The sequence below is a fragment of the Pyxidicoccus sp. MSG2 genome (assembly GCF_026626705.1).
In the GTDB taxonomy this organism is placed as follows: Bacteria; Myxococcota; Myxococcia; order Myxococcales; family Myxococcaceae; genus Myxococcus.
In genome coordinates this window covers 10,699,470-10,724,944 of the sequence record NZ_JAPNKC010000001.1, presented here as the reverse complement: position 1 = coordinate 10,724,944, position 25,475 = coordinate 10,699,470, and the positions used below count along the sequence as shown (strand labels likewise).

The window sequence follows — 25,475 nt, the reverse complement described above, 5'->3', positions numbered from 1 at the left end:
TATCACGGTAAACAGCCATCACTGGCCTGACATTGTTTTCTCCATTTTCAAGGACTACGATGTCGCGCCGTTGAGCCTGCGGACCTCAAAGCTCCTGGAGACGCCATGCGGAACCAATCCATCGAGGCGGCGCTGAACAAGAATCCCAACCGCGAGCAGCTGCTCAAGCACCGCTTCTTCCAGATGGTGGATGAGCGTCAGCTCCCGAAGGAGCACGCGGAGACGGTTCTCGGGCAGTGGTGGCACCCGATGCACTACTTTCCGAACTTCCTGGGCCGGCTGCTCGCCGCCTGTCCGCAGTTGGAGATGAAGACGGCTGTGTCCCACATCCTCGACCAGGAAGTCGGCGAGGGAGATCCGGCGAACGCCCACGAGCGCCTGTTCATCACGACGATGACGGACGCGGGTCTGGCGCGCGCGGCGGTGTCGGAGGCGGAGATGACGCCCGCCACGAAGCGCCTCATCGACGGCTACAAGCGCTCCACGGACGACTACCTCATCGGCCTGGGCTTCCTCTACGGCACCGAGGTGGCGGACCTCACCATGGTGGCGAAGCTGGGCAAGCTGCTGCGCCGCACCACCGGCCTCAAGTCGCTGCCGTGGGTGGACATCCACGTAAAGCAGGAGCCGGACCACGTGGAGACGGCAAGCCACACCGTGGGGCTCCAGTACACGGATGATGAGATGGCCACCATCGTCCGCGGCGCCGAGGAAATCTGGACGCTGTGGGTCGGCTTCTTCGAGGAGTTGCACAACCGCGTCGCCTGATGTCGCGCGATGCGTCAATCACTGACAGTCTGGAAATCAGTGGTGAGACATTACAGTCCTGGAAGCCCCGGGCAAGCTGTCCCGGGGTGAGATAGAACAGGGCCACCGTGTCCGCGCTCCGACTGTCGCGTCTCTCCTCGCTTCGCGCCCTGAGGCACCGGGACTTCGCCCTCATCCTGTCCGGTGCGGCGCTCTCCAACATCGGCACCTGGATGGAGGTGCTCGCACTGGGCGTCTACGTGACGAAAGTCACGGGCCGCGCGGAGTGGACGGGGGGAATCGCCGCGCTGACGTTCCTCCCCGCCATCGTCTTGTCGCCGCTGGGCGGGGTGCTGGCGGACCGCTTCGACCGGCGCCGCTACGTCGCGCTGGGGACGGCGCTGGAGTTCCTGCTGGCCGGCACCCTGGCGACGCTCGCCTTCACCGGCAATCTCACAGTGGGGGCAGTGGCGGTCGTCTCGTTCCTCAACGGCTGCGTGACCAGCCTCTTCCTGCCCGCCTTCACCGCGCTCATCGCCAGCGTGGTGCCGAAGGATGACCTGCACAGCGCGCTGAGCCTGGACTCCGCGCAGTACAACGTGGGGCGCATCTGCGGCCCGGCGCTGGGCGCGGCGGTGGTGTCGCTGGCGGGCGTGGAGTGGGCGCTGCTCGTCAACGCCCTCTCCTTCCTCGCGGTGCTGGTGGCGCTGGGCTTCGTGCGTGGCGTGGCACCCGCCCCCGAGGCCGTGCGCTCCGAGAGCCTGTGGGCGGGCATCGCGCAGGGCGTGAAGGTGGCGCGCGGAGATCCGGGCATCGCGCTGGCGCTGCTGGGCACGCTGGCCGTCGCGTTCTGCATCGCGCCCTTCACCGCGCTGGCGCCCGTCATGGCCATCCGCGTCCTCGACCTGGACGCGGGCGCCACGTCGTTGCTCGTCGGGGCGCAGGGGACGGGCTCGCTCGTCGCCGCGCTCGTGGCGGGCTCGCTGGCGGACCGCTTCGGGCGGGGGCGCCTGCTGGAGTGGTGCCTGCTGCTCATCGGCCTCATGGCGGCGGCGTACTGGCTTTCGCCCTCGCTGCCCTTCGCCGTCGTCGCGGTGCTGGGGCTGGGCAGCCTCTACATGCTGACGAACACGGGGCTGGCCACCCTCTGCCAGTCGCGCGTGCCGGGCGAGATGAGGGCCCGCATCGCCAGCCTCAGCGGCATGCTGCTCTACGCGGGCTTCACCGCGGGCGTGTGGCTGCAGGGCGCTCTGGCGGACCGGCTGGGCGTGCGCCTGGTCACCGCGAGCGCGGCGCTTTCCTTCTTCGTCCTCGCGGTGACGCTGCGCTCGCTCCGTCCGCGCGCCTTCGCCGTCCTGGAGACCTGACACCATGAGCCAGCACGAGCGCGCCCCCGAGTCCCAGGGGGCGAAACCGGAAGCCCTTCCGGGCCGTAAGCGTCCGCCCCTCGTCCCCGTCTCGCGGACGGAAATGCTGCCGCTGTCCTTCATGCAGCAGCGGCTGTGGTTCCTCGCGCAGCTCGAGGGCAGCGCGGCCACCTACAACGTCCACTTCTTCGTGCGGCTCAAGGGCCCGCTGGACGTGCCCGCGCTGCGCCGCGCGGTGGCGGACGTCGTCCAGCGACACGAAGCGCTGCGGACCACCTTCTCCGAGGTGAATGGCCAGCCCGTGCAGCGCACCACTCCGGAGCTGGCGCTGCCTGTGTCCGTGGAGGAGCTGGAGCCGCGGCCCGGGGAGGCACGTGAGGAGGCCGTGCGGCGGCGCGCGGAGGAGGAGGCGCGCCACCCTTTCGATTTGGAGGCGGGCCCGCTGGTACGCGCGACGCTGCTGCGCGTGTCGGACGAAGACCAGGTGCTGCTCTTCGTCACGCACCACATCGTCTGCGACGCCGTGTCGTTCTACTGGATGGCGAGCGAGCTGAACACGCTCTACCTCGCGCACTCGCGCGGCGAGGAGCCCCGGCTGCCGGCGCTGCCGGTGCAGTACGCGGACTTCGCGCACTGGCAACGGGAGTGGCTCCAGGGTGAGGCGTTGGAGGCCCAGCGCGCGTGGTGGACGGAGCGGCTCGCGGGTGCGCCGCCCGTGCTGGAGCTGCCCACGGACAGGCCACATCCCCCGGCGCAGACATTCCGCGGGGTCATCCTCCCGGTGCCCTTGCCCGCGACGCTGCCGGCGGCCGTGCGCGAGCTGGCGCGCAAGGCGGGCGTCACGCCGTACATGGCGATGCTCGCGGGCTTCGGGGCCCTGCTCTCGCGCTACAGCGGCCAGTCCGACCTCGTCGTGGGCACGCCCTTCGCGGGACGCGGCCGTCGCGAGGTGGAGAAGCTCATCGGCTTCTTCGCCAACACGCTGGCACTGCGGCTGGACGCGTCCGGAGAGCTGTCCTTCCTGGAGCTGCTGCGCCGCACGCGCGAGGGGTGCCTGGGTGCCTTCGCCCGCCCGGACATGCCCTTCGAGCAGTTGGTGGACGCGCTCGTCCCCGTGCGGGACGCGAGCCGCTCGCCGCTGTTCCAGGTGATGTTCGTCCACGTGAGCACGCCGCTGGCGGTACTGAAGTGGCCGGGCGTCACCGTGGAGGAAGTCGCCTACGAGCCCGGCGTGGCGCGCTTCGACATCACCCTCTTCTTCTACGAGGACCCGGGCGGGTGGGTGTGTCGCTGGGAGTACAACCGCGACCTCTTCGACGAGGCGACCATCCTCCGCATGGCCGCGCACTACACGCGCCTGCTCGAGGCCGCCTGCGCCAACCCCATGGAGACGCTGTCGCGGCTACCGCTGTTGACGGAGGTCGAGCGGCACCAGGTGCTGCGCGAGTGGAACGACACGGCCGTCCCCTACCCCGCCCTGCGCACCGTACACGCACTCTTCGAGGCGCAGGCCGCACGCCAGCCCGACGCCATCGCCGCCAGTTTCGCCGACGCTCGCCTGTCGTACGGTGAGCTCAACCGCCGCGCCAACCAGCTCGCTCACCACCTGCGCTCCCTCGGCGTCGGGCCCGACGAGCGCGTCGGCATCTGCGTCGAGCGCTCTCTTCACCTCCCTCTTGCCGTGCTCGCCACCCTCAAGGCTGGTGGCGCCTACGTCCCGCTGGACCCTGCCTACCCTGCGGAGCGCCTCGCCGCGATGCTCGAGGTGTCCGGTGCCCGCGTGCTGCTCACCCAGCGCCACCTCCAGCACGTCCTGCCGTCCAACACCGCCACCTCCCTCATCCTCGACGACGCCGACGCCTTCTCTCTCTCTCCCGAGACAGACCCGGCGCCCACCGCCGGGCCCGACTCCCTCACCTACGTCATCTTCACCTCTGGCTCCACCGGCGCCCCCAAGGGCGTCGCCATGCACCACGCCTCCCTCGTCAACCTCATCCACTTCCAGCGCCAGAGCTCCTCCGTCCCCTCCGGCCGCACCCTCCAGTTCTCCGCCTTCAGCTTCGACGTCTCCTTCCAGGAGATGCTCGCCACCTGGGCCGGCGGTGGAGAGCTCGTCCTCATCTCCGAGGAAGTCCGCCGCGACGCTCACGCCCTGCTGGAGTTGATGGACGTCCGCGGCGTGGAACGAATGTTCCTTCCCTTCGTCGCCCTGCAGAACCTCGCCGAGGTGTCTGAGCAGGACGGCCTCGTCCCCCGACACCTCAAGGAAATCATCACCGCCGGCGAGCAACTGCGCATCACCCCCGCGCTGCGCCTGCTGATGCAGCGGCTGCCCGGCGCGGTGCTGCACAACCAGTACGGCCCGACGGAGACGCACCTCGCCACCCACTTCGTCCTCTCGGGAGACCCGGAGCCGTGGCCGGACCTGCCCCTCATCGGCACGCCCATCGCCAACGCCAGCATCCACCTGCTCGACTCCCACCTGCAGCCGGTGCCCGTGGGCGTGCCCGGCGAGCTGTACATCGGCGGACTCCAGGTGGCTCGCGGCTACTGGGGACGGCCGGACCTCACCGTGGAGCGCTTCATCCCGGACCCGTTCGGCACACGGCCCGGGGCGCGCATGTACCGGACGGGCGACCAGGCCCGCTACCGCGCGGACGGAGCCATTGAGTTCCTCGGGCGCCGCGACACCCAGGTGAAGGTGCGTGGCTTCCGGATTGAGCTGGGCGAAATCGAGGCCACGCTGGCGAAGCACCCCGCCGTGCGCGACTGCGTGGTGGCCGCTCGCGAGCAGGGACCGGGCGAGAAGCGACTGGTGGCCTGGGTCGTCGGCGTGGAGGGCGAGGCGCCGGAGACGGACGCACTGAAGGCGTTCCTCAAGGAACGGCTGCCCGAATACATGGTGCCCACCGCGTGGGTGCACCTGGACGTGCTGCCACTGACTCCCAGCGGCAAGGTGGACCGCAAGGCGCTACCAGACCCCGGGCAGGAGACGCTGGTGGCGTATGTGGCGCCCCGGACGCCGACGGAGGCGCTGGTCGCGGACATCTGGGCGCCACTGCTGAAGCTGCCGCGCGTGGGCGCGAACGACCACTTCTTCGAGCGGGGCGGCCATTCGCTCCTGGCCACGCAGGTGGCCTCACGCCTGCGCGCGGCGCTGAGCGTGGAATTTCCCGTGCGCGTGCTCTTCGAGGCCCCCACGGTGGCGGAGCTGGCGGAGCGGCTGGACGCGATGCCCCGGGGCACGACGGCCGCGCGGCCGCCGCCGCTCGAGCCCACGCCGAGAGACGGCGAGCTCCCCCTCTCCTTCTCCCAGCAGCGGCTGTGGTTCATCGCGCAGCTGGACGCCGGAGGCTTCTCGTACAACGTCCCCTTCGTCTTCCGGCTGGAGGGGCGGCTGGACGTCGTCGCGCTGGAGCAGGGCCTGCGCGAGCTGACCCGGCGGCACGAGGTGCTGCGGACCACCTTCGTGCAGGTAGAAGGCCGGCCGGTGCAGCGCATCGCACCGGAGCCCGTGCTGCGGCTGGCGGTGGAGGACGTGGCGGCGCTGCCGGACGACGCGCGACAGGCGACGCTCGCGCGGCGCGCACGCGAAGAGGCCCAGCGCCCCTTCGACCTCGCGGTGGGCCCGCTGGTGCGCGCGACGCTGCTGCGCGCGGCGGAGGGCGAGCACGTGCTGCTGCTCGTCATGCACCACATCGTGTGTGACGGCTGGTCGCTCGGCGTACTGCTGCGGGAGCTGAAGGCGCTCTACACGGCGGCGCTCGCGGGTGAGGCGCCTTCTCTCGCACCGCTGCCGGTGCAGTACGCGGACTTCGCGCGCTGGCAGCGCGACTGGTTGCGCGGAGAGGTGCTGGACGCGCAACTGTCCTGGTGGAAGGGCCAGCTCGCGGGGGCCCCGTCCCTGCTGGAACTGCCGACGGACCGGCCCCGTCCTCCGGTGCAGGGCTTCAAGGGCGCGCTGATGCAGGTTCCGCTGCCGGAGGCGCTGTCGGACTCCATCCGGGAGCTGTGTCGGAGCGAGGACGTCACGCCATTCATGCTGCTGCTGGCGTCCTTCCATGCGCTGCTGGCTCGCTACAGCGGACAGCCGGACATCGTCGTGGGCACGCCCATCGCCGGCCGCACGCAGCGCGAGCTGGAGGACCTGGTCGGCTTCTTCGTCAACACGCTGGCGCTGCGGCTGGATGCCTCCGGAGACCCGAGCTTCCGCGAGTGGCTGCGCCGGGTACGCGAGACGAGCCTCGGAGCCTTCGCACACCAGGACGTGCCCTTCGAGAAGCTGGTGGACGCGGTGCAGCCCGTGCGCGACTTGAGCCGCTCGCCGCTGTTCCAGGTGATGTTCGTCCTCCAGGACGCGCCACCCAGGGTCACGCTGCCCGGGTTGTCGTTGGGGCTGCTGGACATCGACCCCGGAGTCGCCACGTTCGACCTCACGCTCTACATGCGCGAGACGGCGCGGGGCTGGATGGGCTTCTGGGAATACAACTCCGACCTCTTCGACGAGGCGACGGTGGCCGGGATGGCGGCGCACCACGCGCGCCTGCTGGAGGCCGCGTGCGCGGAGCCGGCGCGGCGCCTGTCCTCGCTCCCGCTGCTGACGGAGGCGGAGCGGCGGCGGATGCTGGCCGCATGGAACGCTCCCGGGACGGAGGTCCCTGGCGAGTCGTGCCTCCACGCGCTCTTCGAGGCGCAGGCGGCGCGCACGCCGGACGCGGTGGCGCTCGACTCCGAGGTGGGGCGGCTCACGTACGGCGGGCTGAATGCCCGGGCGAATCAGCTCGCGCACCACCTGCTCCGTCGGGGCGTGCGCGTGGGGGACATCGTCGGCGTGCTGCTGGAGCGCTCGCTGGACGCGATGGTGGCCCTGCTGGGCGTGCTGAAGACGGGCGCGGCGTACCTGCCGCTGGACCCGGCGTATCCCCGGGAGCGGCTGGAGTACATGCTGGCGGACTCGGGCGCCACGCGGCTGCTCACGCACGCGGGGGTGTTGGCCCGAACCGGCGCGCTGGACGTCGAGGTGTTGGACGTCGAGGCGGACCGCGCCGAGGTGGCGCGTGAGGCGGACACGAATCCGGGCCGTGCGGTACCGGCCGCGTCGCTCGCGTACCTCATCTACACCTCCGGCTCGACGGGCCGGCCCAAGGCGGTGATGACGCCGCACCGCGCGGTGTCTGCGTATGCGCTCGGCAACGCGCGCATCTACGGGCTGACGGCCACGGACCGGGTGCTCCAGTTCTCCACGCTCAGCTTCGACCAGAGCGTGGAGGAGATCTTCCCTGCCCTGCTCACGGGTGGGACGGTGGTCCTGCGCACGGAGGCGATGCTGGACCCGGCGGCCTTCTGCGCACGCTGCGAGCAGTGGGGACTCACCGTGCTCTTCCTGCCCACGGCCTTCTGGGCGGAGCTGACGGCCTCGATGACCAGCGGCGTGGTGCGCCTGCCGCCGTCGGTGCGCGTGGTGGGCATCGGTGGAGAGAAGGTGCCGGCCTCGCGCGTGCTGGACTGGCAGCGCGCGGCGCCAGCACACGTGCGGCTGACCAACGAGTACGGCCCCACCGAGACCACGGTCATCTGCGTGGTGGGCGACCTGGGCCCGGTGCCCGAGAAGGACCTGCAACAGGGACGCGTTCCCATCGGTCAGGCGGCGCCCGGCGTGCGCGCATGCGTGCTGGATGCACAACTGCAACCAGTGCCGACGGGGCTGCCGGGAGAGCTGTACGTCGGCGGTATCGTCCTGGCGCACGGCTACCTGGGCCGGCCGGACCTCACCGCCGAGCGCTTCGTGCCGGACCCCTTCAGCACCGAGCCGGGCGCGCGGCTGTACCGCACGGGAGACCTGGTGCGGCAGCGCCCGGATGGGAATCTGGAGTACGTGGGCCGCGCCGACGACCAGGTGAAGCTGCGCGGCTTCCGCATCGAGCTGGGCGAAATCGAGTCCGCGCTGCGAAAGCACGCGGGCGTGCGCGACGTCGCGGTGGTGGTGCGCGAGCCCACGCCCGGAGACAAGCGACTCGTCGCCTACGTGGTGCCAGATGCGGGAGCGGAGGTCCGGACTTCGGTGCTCCGCTCGGAGCTGAAGACCACGCTGCCCGAGTACATGGTGCCCTCCGCCTTCGTGCTCCTCGACGCGCTGCCGCTCACACCAAGCGGCAAGGTGGACCGCAAGGCGCTGCCCGCGCCCCAGGAGGAAGCGGGACGCGAAGGCTACGTCGCGCCGCGCGCGGGCCTGGAGGAGGTGGTTGCGGACATCTGGGCGCCACTGCTGGGTGTGCGGCGCGTGGGCGCGCACGACAACTTCTTCGAGCTGGGTGGCCACTCCCTGCTGGCCACCCAGGTGGTGTCGCGCTTGCGCGAAGTGCTCCAGCGTGAGCTGCCGGTGCGCGTGCTCTTCGAGGCGCCCACCATCGCGGAGCTGGCGCGCCGCATCGAGTCCACACGCGACGACGCGGGGCCTCCTCCGCCGCCGCTCGTTCCGGGTCTCGCGACGTCGCGCTGCCGCTATCCTTCGCGCAGCAGCGGCTGTGGTTCCTCGCGCGCCTGGATGCGGGCGGGTTCTCCTACAACGTCCCCTTCTTCCTGCGGCTGAAGGGACGGCTGGACGTCACCGCGCTGGAGCGAAGCCTCGCGGACCTCGTCCAGCGTCACGAGGCGCTGAGGACGACGTTCATCGAGGTGAACGGCGAGCCCGTGCAGCGCATCTCTCCCCGGGCCGAGCTTTCCTTCACCCTGGAGTCCTTGGAGGGGGCGTCGGAGGAGGCCATCCGCCAACGAGCGGAGGCAGAGGTTCGTCTCCCGTTCGACCTGGAACAGGGGCCACTGGTTCGGGCCACGGTGCTGCGTGCTTCGGCCGACGAGCACGTGCTGCTCCTCGTCATGCACCACATCGTCTGCGACTTCTGGTCGTCGGACGTGCTGGCGCGGGAGCTGAAGTCCTTCTACGTGGCGCACGTGCGCGGTGAAGAGGCCACGCTCCCGGCGTTGCCGGTGCAGTACCCGGACTTCGCGCACTGGCAGCGCGACTGGCTGCGGGGCGACGTGCTGGAGGCCCAGCGCGCCTGGTGGAAGGAACAACTCGCTGGGGCGCCGCCCGTGCTGGAGCTGCCCACCGACAGGCCGCGTCCTCCGGTGCAGACCTTCCGCGGGGCCCAGTTCCACCAGCGCCTTCCGGCCGAGCTGCCCGGCGCCGTCCAGGCACTGAGCCGTGAGGCGGGTGTGACGCCCTTCATGTTGCTCATGGCGGGCTTCCACGCGTTGCTGGCGCGCTACAGCGGGCAGCCGGATATCGTCGTGGGCACGCCCATCGCCGGCCGCAACCGCCGCGAGGTGGAGGGCCTCATCGGCTTCTTCACCAACACGCTGGCCCTCCGCGTGAAGGCTTCCGGGGACGCCAGCTTCCGTGAGTTGCTGCGGCGGGTGCGCGAGGCGAGCCTCGGTGCGTACGCGCACCAGGACATGCCCTTCGAGCAGCTCGTGGACGCGCTCGTTCCCGTGCGCGACGTGAGCCGCACGCCGCTGTTCCAGGTGATGTTCGTCTTCCAGCAGGGCTCCGCCGCTTGGGAGCTGCCCGGCATCTCCGTGGAGGAGTTCGCCTTCGAGCCGGGCATGGCGAAGTTCGACCTCACCCTCTTCGTCCGCGAGACGCCGGCCGGGTGGACCAGCCTCTGGGAGTACAACACCGACCTCTTCGACGAGGCGACGGTGGCGCGCATGGCGGGACACTACTCGCGCCTGCTCGAAGGCGTCCTCGCGCGGCCGGAGCGGAAGCTCTCCACGGTGCCCCTGCTGGCGGAGGCCGAGCAGCAACCGCTCGCCGACTGGGCGGGCTCGACGGTGCCCTATCCCTTCGTGCCCACGGTACACACGTTCTTCGAGGCCACCGCCGCGCGCACCCCCGATGCCATCGCCGTCCGCTTCGGCGACGCGCACCTGACGTACGGCGAGCTGAACCGCCGCGCCAATCAGCTCGCGCACCACCTGCGCTCGCGAGGCGTGGGGACGGACACGTTGGTGGGTGTCTGCGTCCAGCGCTCGCTCGAGTTGCCCGTGGCGGTGCTGGGCACGCTGAAGGCGGGAGGAGCCTACGTACCGCTCGACCCGGCCTACCCCGCCGAGCGCCTCGCCCTGATGCTTCGGACCTCCGGCGCGAAGCTGCTCATCACCCAGCACGCCCTGCGCGACACGCTTCCCTCCGGGCAGGCCACCCCGCTGTACCTCGACCTGGAAGGGAATGCGCTCGCCCGAGAGCGCGACGAGGACCCGGTGCCTGCCGCGGGGCCGGAGTCGCTCACGTACGTCATCTTCACCTCGGGCTCCACGGGCCTTCCCAAGGGCGTGGCCCTGCACCACGGCGCCCTCGTCAACCTGGTGCACTGGCAGTTGCGCGACTCGGTGGCACCGGGCGGCCGGACGCTCCAGTTCTCGGCGCTGAGCTTCGACGTGTCCTTCCAGGAGATGTTCTCCACCTGGGCTGCGGGCGGTGAGCTGGTGCTGCTCACGGAGGAGGTCCGCCGGGACGCACACTCGCTGCTGGAGCTGCTGGAGCGCGGCGGAATCGAGCGACTCTTCCTCCCCTTCGTCGCGCTGCAAGGGGTGGCGGAGGTCGCGGACCGGGAGGGACTGGTGCCCTCACGGCTGAAGGAAATCATGGTGGCGGGCGAGCAGCTCCGGATGACGCCGGCCCTGCGACGCTTCATGCAGCGGCTGGGCGGTGTGCTGCACAACCACTACGGTCCGTCCGAGGCCCACGCCGTCACGTCCCTCACGCTGAAGGGAGACCCGGAGGCCTGGCCGGACCTGCCGTCCATCGGGTGGCCGCTGAGCAACACCCGCATCTACCTGCTGGATGAGCACCTGAGGCCCGTGCCCATGGGCGTGTCGGGCGAGCTGTACGTCGGCGGCGTCCAGGTAGGCCGCGGCTACCTCGGCCGCCCCGAGCTCACGGCGGAGCGCTTCCTGCCGGACCCGTTCAGCACGGAGCCCGGAGCGCGGCTGTACCGGACGGGGGACCAGGCCCGCCACCGCGCGGAGGGCGAGCTGGAGTTCCTCGGGCGCGGCGACTCACAGGTGAAGGTGCGGGGCTTCCGCATCGAGCTGGGCGAAATCGAGGCGGCGCTGGCGAAGCACCCCGTCGTGCGCGACTGCATCGTCGACGCGCGGGATGACGGCACCGGCCAGAAGCGGCTGGTGGCCTGGTTCATCGCCACCGAAGGCCAGCGGCCTGAGCCCGGCGCGCTGCGTGCCTTCCTCAAGGAGCGGCTGCCCGAGTACATGGTGCCCGGCCTCTGGGTGCCGCTGGACGCCTTCCCGCTGACCCCCAGCGGCAAGGTGGACCGCAAGGCGCTGCCGGTGCCGGAGGGAAGCCGCGAGGCGTCTCGCGCCTTCATCGGCCCGCGCACACCGCTGGAGCTGCGGCTGGTGCGCATCTGGGAGGAGGTGCTCGGCGTGCAGCCGGTGGGCGTGCGCGACAACTTCTTCGAGCTGGGTGGGCACTCGCTGCTGACGCTGCGCCTCCAGTCCGCCATCCGGGCGAAGCTGGGACGACCGCTGCAGGTGACGGCGCTGTTCCAGAACCCGACGGTGGAGCACCTCGCGAAGCTGCTGCACGAGGACGTGGGCCCCTGGTCGCCGCTGGTGGAGCTGCAAGCCGGAGACGGAAGGCGTCCCTTCTTCTGCGTCCACCCGGTGGGCGGCAGCGTGCTGCCATACGCGGAGCTGGCGCGGCGGCTGGGGCCGGAGCAGCCCTTCTACGGGCTCCAGGCGCGCGGGCTGGATGGGGACGAGGCGCCGCCGGAGTCCATCCCCTCCATGGCCGCGCTGTACGTGACGGCCGTGCGCGCCGTGCAGCCCCATGGGCCGTATCTGCTCGGCGGCTGGTCCATGGGCGGCGCCATTGCCTTCGAGATGGCGTGCCAGCTCCGACGCGACGGCGAGGAGGTGGCGCTGCTCGCACTCCTCGACACCTCGGCGGACCTCCAGGGTGAAGGGCCCAGGGACGCCGAGCAGCCGGAGCCGGCGCTGCGAGAGTTGTTCTTCGAGGACCTGCTGCGCGCGGCGGGACAACCCATGCCCGCGCTGGAGGGAAAGTCGCCCGAGGCGAGACTCCGGGCCCTGGAGGACGCAAGCCAGGCCTTCCCGTACCCGGCGCTGCGCCGCGTCTTCGAGAGCAACCTCCGCGCGGCGTGGGCCTACGCGCCGCCGCCGTACGCGGGGCCCATCACCCTCTTCGTGGCCCGCGAGTCACGCTGGGACCACGGCTGGAAGTCACGGGCCCCGGGCGGACTGGCCGTGCACGAGGTGCCCGGGGACCACTACTCCATGTTGACGCGGCCCCAGGTGGAGACGCTGGCGGCCCGGCTCAAGGACTGCCTGGAAGAGGCACGGTCCGCTGTCGAGCACAGCGGACAGGTGGGACGCGTGGGCTGAGGTGACGCTGGTAGATTCTCGATTTCCAAATGCCCGAGAACACACACCCAGCGTCACAGCACGAGAAGGATGACCGGCAGTCCGTAGCGAGCGCGGGGCGGGCCCGCAGGCCTCCACCGCTCGTGCCGTCATCGACGCAGGGCGAAGCGCCGCTGTCCCTGGCCCAGCAGCGCATGTGGTTCCTCGCGCGGCTCGATGCCGGAGGCCATGCGTACAACGCGCCGTTCTTCGCGCGGCTGAAGGGCCCGCTCGACGTGGACGTGCTCCGGCGCGCCCTGGCGGAGGTGGTCCGGCGGCACGACGCGCTGCGCACCACCTTCGTGGAGGTGCAGGGCCGTCCCGTGCAGCGCGTCGCTCCGGAGCTGGCGGTGGTGCTGCCGGTGGAGGACCTGGAGGCACTGGTCGGGGACGCTCGGGATGCGGCCGTCCGCCAGCGCGCGGACGACGAGGCGCGGCGGCCGTTCGACCTGGAGCACGGGCCGCTGCTGCGGGCGCGGCTGCTGCGCGTGTCTCGCGACGAGCACGTGCTGCTCGTCGTGATGCACCACATCGTCTGCGACGGCTGGTCCTTCAGCGTGCTGGAGCGCGAGCTGACGGAGCTGTACCGGGCGCTCTCCACCGGCACGCCGTCCGCCCTGCCGGAGCTGCCGGTGCGTTACGCGGACTACGCCGTCTGGCAGCGGGCCTGGCTGACGGACGAGGCGCTCGCGCCGGCCGTGTCCTGGTGGAAGGAGCAGCTCGCGGGTGCGCCGCCCGCGCTGGAGCTGCCCACGGACAGGCCTCGGCCTCCGGTGAAGTCCTTCCGGGGTGCGGTCCTCCCGGTGCCGCTGTCTCCCGAGCTCTCGCAGGCGGTGCGCGCGCTGGGCCGCCGCGAGGGCGTCACCCTCTTCATGACGCTGCTGACGGGCTTCCATGTCCTGCTCGCGCGCTACAGCGGGCAGTCGGACACCGTCGTGGGCTCGCCCAGCTCCGGGCGGAGCCCGCGTGCGGTGGAAGGGCTCGTCGGACTCTTCACCACCACCCTGCCGCTGCGGGTGGTGTCCTCTGGCGCATGGACCTTTCGCGAGCTGCTGCGCCGGGTGCGGCAGGTGTGCCTGGGAGCCTATGCCCACCCGGAAGCGCCGCTGGAGCTGCTCGTGGATGGCGCCGGCGCGGCGAGAGACGCGAGCCGCACCCCACTGTTCCAGGTCTCCTTCGTCCTCCAGGGCGCGCCCTGCGCGGAGCTGCGGCTACCGGGCGTGACGGCCGAGGAGCCTGGCTTCGAGCCCGGCGTGTCGAAGTTCGACCTCACGCTCTTCGTGCGCGACACGGAGCAGGGGCTGGTGGGTCTGTGGGAGTACGACACCGCCCTCTTCGATGAAGCCACCATTGCCCGCATGGCTGCGCACTTCGCGAGGCTGCTGGAGTCGGCGGTGGCGCGGCCGGAGCAGCGGGTGTCGGAGCTGCCACTGCTCTCCGAGGACGAGCGCCACCGGTTGTTGGTCGAGTGGAATGACACGCGGACGGAGTACCCGCGCGACGCGTGCATCCATGGCTTGTTCGAGGCACAGGCGGCACGCGCTCCGGACGCCGTGGCGGTGGAGTCCGAGGGCGCACGGCTCACGTACGCCGAGCTGAACGGGCGCGCCAATCAGCTCGCCCGGTATCTGCGGCGGCGCGGCGTGGTGGCGGGCACCCGCGTTGGCCTCTGCGCGGGACGTTCGCCGGAGCTGGTGGTGGCCACGCTCGCCATCCTCAAGGCGGGCGGCGCGTATGTGCCGCTCGATAGCTCCTACCCCAGCGAGCGACTGGCCTTCATGGTGGAGGACTCAGGTCTCCAGGTGCTGCTGGCGCAGCCCGCGCTCCTCGCCCGGCTGCCTCCGGACCTGCGCGTGGACGTCGTGCCCCTGGAGCCCGTGAAGGCTTCCGACGTGGGCGGTTCGCCCGGGCCCGCGGAGGAAGAGAGTCCCGAGGCCCTGGACGGCGAACCGATGCCCGCCGACGGGCTCGCGTACGTCATGTACACGTCGGGCTCGACGGGGCGGCCCAAGGCCGTGGGCATTCCGCACCGGGGCGTGGTGCGCCTGGTGAAGGGCACGCGCTTCGTGGAGTTGTCGCAACGCGAAGTCCTCCTCCAGCTCGCCCCCATTTCCTTCGATGCCTCCACCTTCGAGCTGTGGGGCGCACTGCTCAACGGCGCGAAGCTGGTGCTCTTCCCCGAGCACGCGCCCTCGCTGGAGGAGCTGGGCCGCGCGCTGGTGCGCCACCGCGTCACCACGCTGTGGCTCACCGCCGCGCTCTTCGAGCAGATGATGGCCGCGCAGCCGGAGGCCCTTTCAGGCGTGCGGCAGGTGCTCGCCGGCGGCGACGTGCTTTCACCCACCGCCGTGCGGGCGCGGCTCTCCCAGGGAGGGCTGCTCGTCAACGGGTACGGCCCGACGGAGAACACCACCTTCACCTGCTGCAACCCGATGACGCAGCCGGGGCAGGTGGGGCCCACGGTGTCCATCGGTCGGCCCATTTCCAACACGCAGGTGTACCTGCTGGACGCGGCGCTGGAGCCGGTGCCCGTGGGCGTGTGGGGCGAGCTGTACACGGGCGGGGACGGACTGGCGTGGGGCTACCTCGGCCGCGCGGAGCTGACGGCGGAGCGCTTCGTTCCGCACCCCTTCAGTGTGCGTCCCGGGGCCCGGCTCTACCGCACCGGAGACAGGGCGCGGTGGCTGCCGGACGGGCGTATTGAGTTCGCCGGACGGCTGGACGGGCAGGTGAAGCTGCGAGGCTTCCGCATCGAGCCCGGCGAGGTGGAGTCCGCCCTGCTGCGCCACCCCGGCGTGCGCGAGGCGGTGGTGGTGGCACGAGAGGACGGGCCGGGCGGCAAGCGGCTCGTCGCGTACTTCGTCCCGCATGGCGAAGCGCCCGCGACGGCCGAGCTGCGCGCACACGCGCAGGCGAAGCTGCCCGAGTACATGGTGCCCTCGGCCTTCGTGGCGCTGCCGGCGCTGCCCCTCACGCCCAATGGCAAGGTGGACCGAAAGGCCCTGCCGGCCTCGGACCTCGATGAGGTCTCCCGGGAGCATGTGCCGCCCCGGACCGTGCTGGAGCAATGGGTGGCCGAGAGTTGGGCGCTCGTGCTGGGCCAGTCCCGTGTGGGGGCGCATGACAACTTCTTCGAGCTGGGCGGTCACTCGCTGCTCGCCACCCAGGTGGTGTCGCGCCTGCGCGCGGTGCTCGGCGTGGAGCTGCCCGTGCGCGCGCTGTTCGAAGCGCCCACTGTCGCGAGGCTCGCGGAGCGGCTCCAGTCCCTGGGCGAGGACACGCGGGAATGGCGTCCACCCCCGCTGATGCCTGCGCCGAGGACGGGCCCGCTGCCGCTGTCCTTCGGTCAGCAGCGTCTGTGGTTCATCGAGCAGCTCACTCCCGGCGCCTTCACCTACAACGTGCCCCTCTTCGCGCGGCTCACCGGGCGGCTCGACGTGGCCGTGCTGGAGCGCGGCCTGCACGCCATCGTCCAGCGCCACGAGGCACTCAGGACCACCTTCGCGGAGGTGGACGGCCAGCCCGTGCAGTGCATCTCGCCGGAGCTGGCACTGTCGCTGCCGGTGGATGCGCTGGAGGCCCTCCCCGAGGCGGAGCGCCAGCGGGAGCTGCGACTGCGCGCCCAGGCCGCAGCCCAGCGCCCCTTCGATCTGCGGACAGGCCCGCTCGTCCGGGCGAAGCTGCTGCGCCTCGCGGCGGACGAGCACGTGTTGCTCCTGGTGATGCACCACATCGTCTGCGACGGCTGGTCGGTGGGGGTGCTGCTGCGAGAGCTGGAGGCCCACTACCGGGCCTTCGCTCACGACCTGGCCCCCTCGCTTCCGGCACTACCGGTGCAGGCCGCGGACCATGCGTGCTGGCAGCGGGAGTGGCTGCGGGGCGAGGCGCTGGAGGCGCAGCTGGGCTACTGGCGAGAGCAGATGGCTGGCGCGCCGCCTGCCCTGGAGCTGCCCACCGACAGGCCCCGGCCGCCGGTACAGACCAGCCGGGGCGCCATGCTGCGGGTGCCACTGCCGACGGAGATGACACAGGGGCTGCGCGGGCTGAGTCAGCAGGAAGGCGTGACGCTCTTCATGGCGTTGCTGGCGGGCTTCCAGGTGCTGCTGTCCCGCTACAGCGGGCAGCAAGACATCGTGGTGGGCTCGCCCATCGCGGGCCGCACGCAGCGCGAGGTGGAGGACCTGGTCGGCTTCTTCGTCAACACGCTCGCCCTGCGCGTAAAGGTCTCTGGTGAGCTGGGGTTCCGCCAGCTGCTGCATCGGGTGCGCGAGGTGTGCCTGGGGGCCTATGCCCACCAGGACCTGCCTTTCGAGAAGCTGGTGGATGCGCTCCAGCCGGCGCGCGACCTGAGCCGCTCCCCGGTCTTCCAGGTGATGTTCGCGCAGCAGAACGTGCCCTCGTCCGCGGTGGCGCTGCCCGGAGTTTCCCTGGAGCTGCTGGACGTCGACCCCGGGGTGGCCAGCTTCGACCTCACCCTGTTCGTCCGCGAGACGGCGGAAGGCTGGGTGAGCTTCTGGGAGTACAACACCGACCTCTTCGACGAGGCGACGGTGGCCCGGATGGCGGCGCACTACGTGCGACTGCTGGAGGGTGCCGTTGCCAACCCTGAGCAGCGACTGCCGGCGCTGCCGCTGCTGACGGAGGCGGAGCGACGCCAGACGTTGGTGGGGTGGAGCTGGGACGGAGTGGAGGTTCCAGTAGATCCGTGCCTCTACCGGCTCTTCGAGGCCCAGGTGGAGCGGGCCCCGGACGCGGTGGCGGTGGTCTCCGAGGACGCGCAGCTCACCTATCGCGAGCTGAACGCCCGGGCGAACCAGCTCGCGCACCACCTCGTGCGGCGGGGAGTGCGGACCGGGAGCTTCGTGGGCGTGCTGATGGACCGCTCCTGCGAGGCGCTGGTGGCGCTGCTGGGCGTGCTGAAGGCAGGGGCGGCCTACCTCCCCCTGGACCCGGAGTACCCGCGCGAGCGCCTGGAGTACATGCTGTCCGACTCGGGCACCCGGCTGCTCGTCACGCGTGCCGGGCTGCTGGAGCGGGTGGGAGCCCTGGACGTCGGCGTGCTCGAGGTGGACGCGGCACTGGCGGGGGAGTCGGAGGAGAACCCCCGCCAGGCAGTCCCCTCCGAGTCGCTCGCGTACCTCATCTACACGTCCGGCTCGACGGGCCGACCCAAGGCGGTGATGACGCCGCACCGCGCGCTCGTGAGCTATGCGCTGGGCAACGCCAGCATCTATGGCCTGGTGCCCGAGGATCGGGTGCTGCAGTTCTCCACCCTCAGCTTCGACCAGAGCGTGGAGGAGATCTTCCCGGCGCTGCTCACTGGGGCCAGGGTGGTGCTGCGCACCGAGGCGATGCTGGACCCGGCCACCTTCTGCGCACGGTGCGAAGCGTGGGGACTCACCCTGCTCTTCCTGCCCACGGCCTTCTGGGGAACGCTGACGTCCACGCTCGCCAGTGGCGCGGCACGCCTGCCCGACAGCGTGCGCCTGGTGGCCACGGGTGGCGAGAAGGTGCCCGCCTCGCAGGTGCTCCAGTGGCGGCGGGCGGCTCCTTCCCGCGTGCGGCTGACCAACGAGTACGGCCCCACGGAGACGACGGTCATCAGCGTGGTGGGAGACCTGGGCCCGGTGCCCGAGGCGGAGCTGGGCTGGGGCGCCGTCCCCATCGGCCGGCCGACACCTGGAGTCCGCGCCTGCGTGCTGGATGCGTATCAGCAGCCGGTGCCCATGGGTGTGCCGGGCGAGCTGTACCTCGGCGGTGATGTCCTGGCGCACGGCTACCTGGGCCGGCCGGACCTCACGGCCGAGCGCTTCGTGCCCGACCCCTTTGGGACAGAGCCGGGCGCGCGGCTGTACCGCACGGGAGACCTCGTGCGGCAGCGCCCGGATGGGAATCTGGAGTACGTGGGCCGCGCCGACGACCAGGTGAAGCTGCGCGGCTTCCGCATCGAGCTGGGCGAAATCGAGTCCGCGCTGCGAAAGCACGCGGGCGTGCGCGACGTCGCGGTGGTGGTGCGCGAGCCCACGCCCGGAGACAAGCGACTCGTCGCCTACGTGGTGCCAGATGCGGGAGCGGAGGTCCGGACTTCGGTGCTCCGCTCGGAGCTGAAGACCACGCTGCCCGAGTACATGGTTCCTTCCGCCTTCGTGCTGTTGGGTGCGCTGCCGCTAACGCCGAGCGGCAAGGTGGACCGCAAGGCGCTGCCTGCGCCCCAGGAGGAAGCGGGACGCGAAGGCTACGTCGCGCCGCGCGCGGGCCTGGAGGAGGTGGTTGCGGACATCTGGGCGCCACTGCTGGGTGTGCGGCGCGTGGGCGCGCACGACAACTTCTTCGAGCTGGGTGGCCACTCCCTGCTGGCCACCCAGGTGGTGTCGCGCTTGCGCGAAGTCCTCCAGCGTGAGCTGCCGGTGCGCGTGCTCTTCGAGGCGCCCACCGTCGCGGAGCTGGCGCGCCGGATCGAGGCACTGCACGGCGACGCGGGGCCCCAGCCACCACCGCTCGTTCCCGTGCCGCGTGACGTGGCGCCGCCACTGTCCTTCGCGCAGCAGCGGCTGTGGTTCCTCGCGCGGCTGGATGCGGGCGGGTTCTCATACAACGTCCCCTTCTTCCTGAGGCTGAAGGGACGGCTGGACGTCACCGCGCTGGAGCGAAGCCTCGCGGACCTCGTCCAGCGTCACGAGGCGCTGAGGACGACGTTCATCGAGGTGGACGAACAGCCCGTGCAGCGCATCTCCCCCCGGGCCGCGCTGTCCTTCACCCTGGAGTCCCTGGAGGGAGCGTCGGAGGAGGCCATCCGCCAGCGCGCGGAGGCGGAGGTACGTCTCCCGTTCGACCTGGAGCACGGGCCGCTGGTGCGGGCCACGGTGCTGCGTGCTTCGGCCGACGAGCACGTGCTGCTCCTCGTCATGCACCACATCGTCTGCGACTTCTGGTCGTCGGACGTGCTGGCGCGGGAGCTGAAGTCCTTCTACGTGGCGCACGTGCGCGGTGAAGAGGCCGCGCTGCCCGCGCTGCCAGTGCACTACGCGGACTTCGCGCACTGGCAACGCGACTGGCTGCGGGGCGACGTGCTGGAGGCCCAGCGCGCCTGGTGGAAGCAACAGCTCGCGGGCGCTCCGCCCGTGCTGGAGCTGCCCACCGACAGGCCGCGTCCTCCGGTGCAGACCTTCCGCGGGGCCCAGTTCCACCAACTCCTTCCGGCCGAGCTGCCCGGCGCCGTCCAGGCACTGAGCCGCGAGGCGGGCGTCACCCCCTTCATGCTCCTCATGGCGGGCTTCCACGCGCTGCTGGCGCGCTACAGCGGGCAGCCGGACATCGTCGTGGGTACGCCCATCGCCGGCCGCAACCACCGCGAGGTGGAGGGGCTCATCGGCTTCTTCACCAACACGCTGGCCATCCACGTGAAGGCTTCCGGCGACGTCAGCTTCCGTGAGTTGCTGCGCCGGGTGCGCGAGGCGAGCCTCGGTGCCTACGCGCACCAGGACATGCCTTTCGAGCAGCTCGTGGATGCGCTCGTTCCCGTGCGCGATGTGAGCCGCACGCCGCTGTTCCAGGTGATGTTCGTCTTCCAGCAGGGCTCCGCCGCTTGGGAGCTGCCCGGCATCTCCGTGGAGGAGTTCGCCTTCGAGCCGGGCATGGCGAAGTTCGACCTCACCCTCTTCGTCCGCGAGACGCCGGCCGGGTGGACCAGCCTCTGGGAGTACAACACCGACCTCTTCGACGAGGCGACGGTGGCGCGCATGGCGGGGCACTACTCGCGCCTGCTGGAAGGCGTCCTCGCGCGGCCGGAGCAGAAGCTGGCCTCTCTTCCCTTGCTGACGGGCGTGGAGCGGCACCAGGTGCTGCGCGAGTGGAACGACACGGCCGTCCCCTACCCCGCCCTGCGCACCGTGCACGCCCTCTTCGAGGCGCAGGCCGCACGCACGCCCGACGCCATCGCCGCCAGCTTCGGTGACGCACGCCTGTCGTACGGTGAGCTCAACCGCCGCGCCAACCAACTCGCTCACCACCTGCGCTCCCTCGGCGTCACGCCCGACGAGCGCGTCGGCATCTGCGTCGAGCGCTCTTTTCACCTTCCTCTCGCCGTCCTCGCCACCCTCAAGGCCGGTGGCGCCTACGTCCCTCTGGACCCCGCCTATCCCGCGGAGCGCCTCGCCGCGATGCTCGAGGTGTCCGGCGCCCGCGTGCTGCTCACCCAGCGCCACCTCCAGCACGTCCTGCCGTCGAATTCCGCCACCTCCCTCATCCTCGACGACGCCGACGCCTTCTCTCTCTCTCCAGAGACGGACCCGACGCCCACCGCCGGGCCCGACTCCCTCACCTACGTCATCTTCACCTCTGGCTCCACCGGCGCCCCCAAGGGCGTCGCCATGCACCACGCCTCCCTCGTCAACCTCATCCACTTCCAGCGCCAGAGCTCCTCCGTTCCCTCAGGCCGCACCCTCCAGTTCTCCGCCTTCAGCTTCGACGTCTCCTTCCAGGAGATGCTCGCCACCTGGGCCGGCGGTGGAGAGCTCGTTCTCATCTCCGAGGACGTCCGCCGCGACGCTCACGCCCTGCTGGAGCTCATGGACTCCCGTGGCGTGGAACGCATGTTCCTTCCCTTCGTCGCCCTGCAGAACCTCGCCGAGGTGTCTGAGCAGGACGGCCTCGTCCCACGACACCTCAAGGAAATCATCACCGCCGGCGAGCAACTGCGCATCACCCCGGCCCTTCGCCTGCTGATGCAGCGGCTGCCCGGCGCGGTGCTGCACAACCAGTACGGCCCGACGGAGACGCACCTCGCCACCCTCTGCGTCCTCTCTGGAAACCCGGAGCCGTGGCCGGACCTGCCCCTCATCGGCACCCCCATCGCCAACGCGAGCATCCACCTGCTCGACTCCCACCTGCAGCCGGTACCCGTCGGCGTGCCCGGTGAGCTGTACATCGGCGGCCTTCAGGTGGCTCGCGGCTACTGGGGACGGCCGGACCTCACCGTGGAGCGCTTCATCCCGGACCCGTTCGGCACGCGGCCTGGAGCGCGCATGTATCGGACGGGCGATTGGGCCCGCTACCGCGCGGACGGAGCCATTGAGTTCCTCGGACGCCGCGACGCACAGGTGAAGGTGCGCGGCTTCCGCATCGAGCTGGGCGAAATCGAGGCGGCACTCGCGAAGCACCCCGCCGTGCGCGACTGCGTGGTGGCTGCCCGCGAGGACGGGGCGGGCCGTAAGCGACTGGTGGCGTGGGTCCTCGGCGTCGAGGGTCAGCGTCCTGAAACGGGAACACTGAAGACCTTCCTCAAGGAGCGGCTGCCCGAGTACATGGTGCCCACCGCGTGGGTGCACCTGGACGTGCTGCCACTGACGCCCAGCGGCAAGGTGGACCGTAAGGCGCTGCCGACTCCGGACCTGGACGGCCCGCGCGAGGACTTCGTACCGCCGCGCACGCCCATGGAGGAGCAGGTCGCCTCCATCTGGCGGCAGCTCCTGGGCCAGTCCCGCGTGGGCGCACAGGACAACTTCTTCGAGCTGGGCGGCCACTCGCTGCTGGCCACCCAGGTTGTCTCGCGGCTGCGGCAGGCGCTCCAGGTGGAAGTGCCGGTGCGCATGCTGTTCGAGGCCCCCACCGTGGCCGAGCTCGCGGTGCGCCTGGAGGCCCTCGTCGGCGCGGAGCAGGCACCGCACGTCCCGCTGCTCGTTCCCACGCCGAGAACGGGCCCCCTGCCGCTGTCCTTCGCCCAGCAGCGACTGTGGTTCATCGACCGGATGGAGCCAGGCAGTCCCGTCTACAACATCCCCCTGGCACTGAGGCTGGAGGGGGGACTCGACACGCCAGCGCTGGAGCGCGCCATCCACGCCCTGGTCCAGCGGCACGAGTCCCTGCGGACCGTCTTCCGCCAGGACGAACACGGCTCAGTCCAGCGCATCGTCCCCGAGGCGCAGGTGCCGCTAGCGGCGATGGACCTGCGCGCGCTGCCGGAGCCCGCGCGCGAGGAGGAGTCACGGCGGCGGGTAGAGGAAGAGGCGCGCCGTCCCTTCGACCTCACCACGGGCCCCCTGCTGCGGTTGGTGCTGCTGCGCCTCGGCGACGCCGAGCAGGTGCTGGTGCTCAACATGCACCACATCATCTCGGATGGCTGGTCGTTGGGCGTGCTCCTGCGCGAACTGCGAGAGCTGTACACGGCCGCCGTCGCCGGGCGGGAGCCCTCGCTGCCGGCGCTGCCAGTGCAGTACGCGGACTTCGCGGTGTGGCAGCGACAGTGGCTGCGGGATGACGCGCTGGAGGCGCAGCTCGACTACTGGCGGAAGCAGCTTGCCGGCGTCCCCACCGCCCTGGAGCTTCCGACCGACAGGCCGCGCCCCCCGGTGCAGACCTTCCGCGGGGCCCTCCATTCGCTCCACCTGCCCTCGCCACTGGCCGAGGGCCTGCGACAGCTCGGGCAGCGCGAGGGCACCACCCTCTTCATGACGCTGCTGGCGGGCTACCAGGCCCTGCTGTCGCGCTACACCGGCCAGGAAGACATCGTCGTCGGCTCGCCCATCGCCGGCCGCAACCGCCAGGAGGTGGAGGGCCTCATCGGCTTCTTCGTCAACACGCTGGTGCTGCGCGCGCGAGTGACTCCCGAGGCACCCTTCCGCTCGCTGTTGCGACAGGTGCGGGAGGCGGCGCTGGGCGCGTACGCCCACCAGGACGTGCCCTTCGAGCGACTCGTGGAGGCGCTCAAGCCGCCCCGGGACGTGAGCCGCTCACCCCTGTTCCAGGTGATGTTCACCCTGCAGAGCACCGCCACGCTGGCGCTGAACCTGCCCGGGCTGGCGGAGCGCCTCGTGGACGCGGACAGTCGGGTGTCCCGCCATGACGTCTCCCTGGTCATGTGGGAAACGGCGTCGGGCCTGGAGGGCGCCTTCGAATACAACACGGACCTCTTCGACGCGGCCACGGTGGCCCGCCTCGCCGGGCATCTGCGAGCGGTGCTGGAGGCCGTGGTCGCCGATGCCGGCCAGCCCGTGCGCGAGCTGCCCCTGCTGAACGAGGCAGAGCGGCACCAATTGCTCGTGGAGTGGAACGGCCTTCGCGTGGACGGGCCGCACGACGCCTGCCTCCACACGCGCTTCGAGGTCCACGCGCGGAGCCACCCGGAGGCGCTCGCGGTGGCGAGCCCGGGCAGGTCCATGACGTACGCCGCGCTGGACGCGCGAGCCAACCAGCTCGCCTGGCTCCTTCGCGCACGGGGCGTGGGGCCGGAGCGGGTGGTGGCCCTGCTGATGGAGCGCTCGGTGGACTACGTCGTGGGGGCGCTCGGCATCCTCAAGGCCGGGGGCGCCTACCTGCCCCTGGACCCGACGTACCCGGAGGAGCGGCTGCGTCAGCTCGCGCGGGACAGCGGGGCCCTCGTGGTGGTGACCCAGCAGTCCCTCCTCCCGGCGATGCGGGGTGTCGACGTGAGCACGCTCTGTCTGGACGCGGAGCCCACGCTGGACCTCCAGCCCGCGCACGCGCCGCGCACGGGAGTGCTCGCGGAGAACCTCGCGTACGTCATCTACACCTCCGGCAGCACCGGACGGCCCAAGGGCGTGGCGGTGGCCCACCAGAGCGTGGACAACCTCGTGCGCTGGTACCACGAGGTCTATTCGGTGACGCGCGAGGACCGGAACATGGTGGTGGCGGGCCTGGCCTTCGACGCCACGGTGCTCGACCTGTGGGCACCGCTGGCGGCGGGAGCCAGCGTGCACCTGCCCTCTGAGGAGCCGCGCGCCGAGCTCCGCCGGCTCGTGCAGTGGGTGGCCGACGAGGCCATCACCCTGGGCCTGTTGCCCACGCCCATGGTGGAGGCGGTGCTGGACGAAGCATGGCCCGAGGGGCTGCGGCTCCGGGTGCTCTTCGCCGGAGGCGACCGGCTCCACCAGCGCCCTGGCCCGCGTTTCCCCGCGACGCTGGTGAATGGCTATGGGCCCACGGAGTGCACGGTGATTGCCACGGTGGGCCCGGTGGCCTCCCACGGCGAGGAGGGCGTGCTGCCCCACATCGGCCGACCCCTCGCCAACGTGCGGGCGTACGTGATGGACGGCACGCTGCGGCCGGTGCCCGTGGGCGTCTGGGGCGAGCTGTACCTGGGAGGGCAGTGCCTGGCGCGCGGCTACCTGGACCGCCCGGACCTCACCGCCGAGCGCTTCCTGCCGGACCCGTTCGACGCGGCCCCGGACGCCCGGATGTACCGCACGGGCGACCTGGTGCGCTGGCTGCCGGACGGCAACCTCGAGTTCGGAGGACGGAAGGACAACCAGGTGAAGCTCCGGGGGTTCCGCATCGAGCTGGGCGAAATCGAGGCGGCACTCCTCGCCCACCCGGCCGTGAAGGACGCCGTGGTGGTGGTCCGCGAGGACGGCCCCGGCGGCAAGCACCTGGTGGCGTACCACGTCCCCTCCCCTGGCGATCCACCCACCGCCGACACACTGCGCACCTTCCTGCGCCGCACCCTGCCCGAGCACATGGTGCCCGCCCTCTTCGTCCAGTTGGAGGCCATCCCCCTCACGGCCAACGGCAAGCCGGACCGGCGCGCGCTGCCGGCCCCGGAGCGCTCCGAACCCGAAGGGACGTTCACCGCGCCACGCGAGGGCCTGGAGCAGGCGCTCGCCGCCATCTGGGCGGACGTGCTGCGACTGGAGCGGGTGGGCGCGGCCGACAACTTCTTCGACGTCGGCGGCACCTCCCTGCTGCTCCAGGCCGTGCACGTGAAGGTGGAGGCGTTGGTAGGGCGCAGGGTTCCCCTGCTGGAGTTGCTCCGCCACGCCACGGTGCGGGCCCAGGCCGCGCACCTCGCCAGTGACGGCGGGCCCGCGGCCCCACAGCCCGCGACGAGCCCCTCGGGAGACAACCGGCGGGAGAACCTGCGACGGATGGCGCAGCAGCGCCGGGGGCGCTCGGGCTCGTGAGGGC

General features: G+C 71.3%; 5 protein-coding genes. All 5 read left to right on the top strand.

Translation table 11 applies throughout. The features are described 5' to 3' along the window. The first annotated feature begins 105 nt into the window (after positions 1 to 105). The 5 genes from OV427_RS41720 (at position 106) to OV427_RS41700 (ending at position 25,471) form a co-directional block, all read left to right on the top strand. The gene (locus OV427_RS41720; protein ID WP_267861795.1) at positions 106 to 768 is read left to right on the top strand and encodes a TenA family transcriptional regulator; all 663 of its coding nucleotides are present in this window, start codon (positions 106 to 108) and stop codon (positions 766 to 768) included. Positions 769 to 875: 107 nt separating this feature from the next. Further along, positions 876 to 2,114 (top strand): MFS transporter, encoded by a 1,239-nt coding sequence (locus OV427_RS41715; RefSeq protein ID WP_267861794.1) that lies wholly within the window; start codon positions 876 to 878, stop codon positions 2,112 to 2,114. A gap of 4 nt (positions 2,115 to 2,118) precedes the next feature. Beyond that, positions 2,119 to 8,703: a non-ribosomal peptide synthetase gene (locus OV427_RS41710; RefSeq protein WP_267861793.1), complete on the top strand. Its 6,585-nt coding sequence runs from the start codon at positions 2,119 to 2,121 to the stop codon at positions 8,701 to 8,703. Beyond that, positions 8,610 to 12,539, top strand: a complete 3,930-nt coding sequence (locus OV427_RS41705; protein ID WP_324290078.1) for an amino acid adenylation domain-containing protein — start codon at positions 8,610 to 8,612, stop codon at positions 12,537 to 12,539. Before OV427_RS41710 ends, OV427_RS41705 begins: the two co-directional genes overlap by 94 nt. A gap of 29 nt (positions 12,540 to 12,568) precedes the next feature. After that, entirely contained in the window at positions 12,569 to 25,471 is a 12,903-nt protein-coding gene (locus OV427_RS41700) for a non-ribosomal peptide synthetase (RefSeq protein WP_267861792.1), read from the top strand. Positions 25,472 to 25,475: the final 4 nt, after the last annotated feature.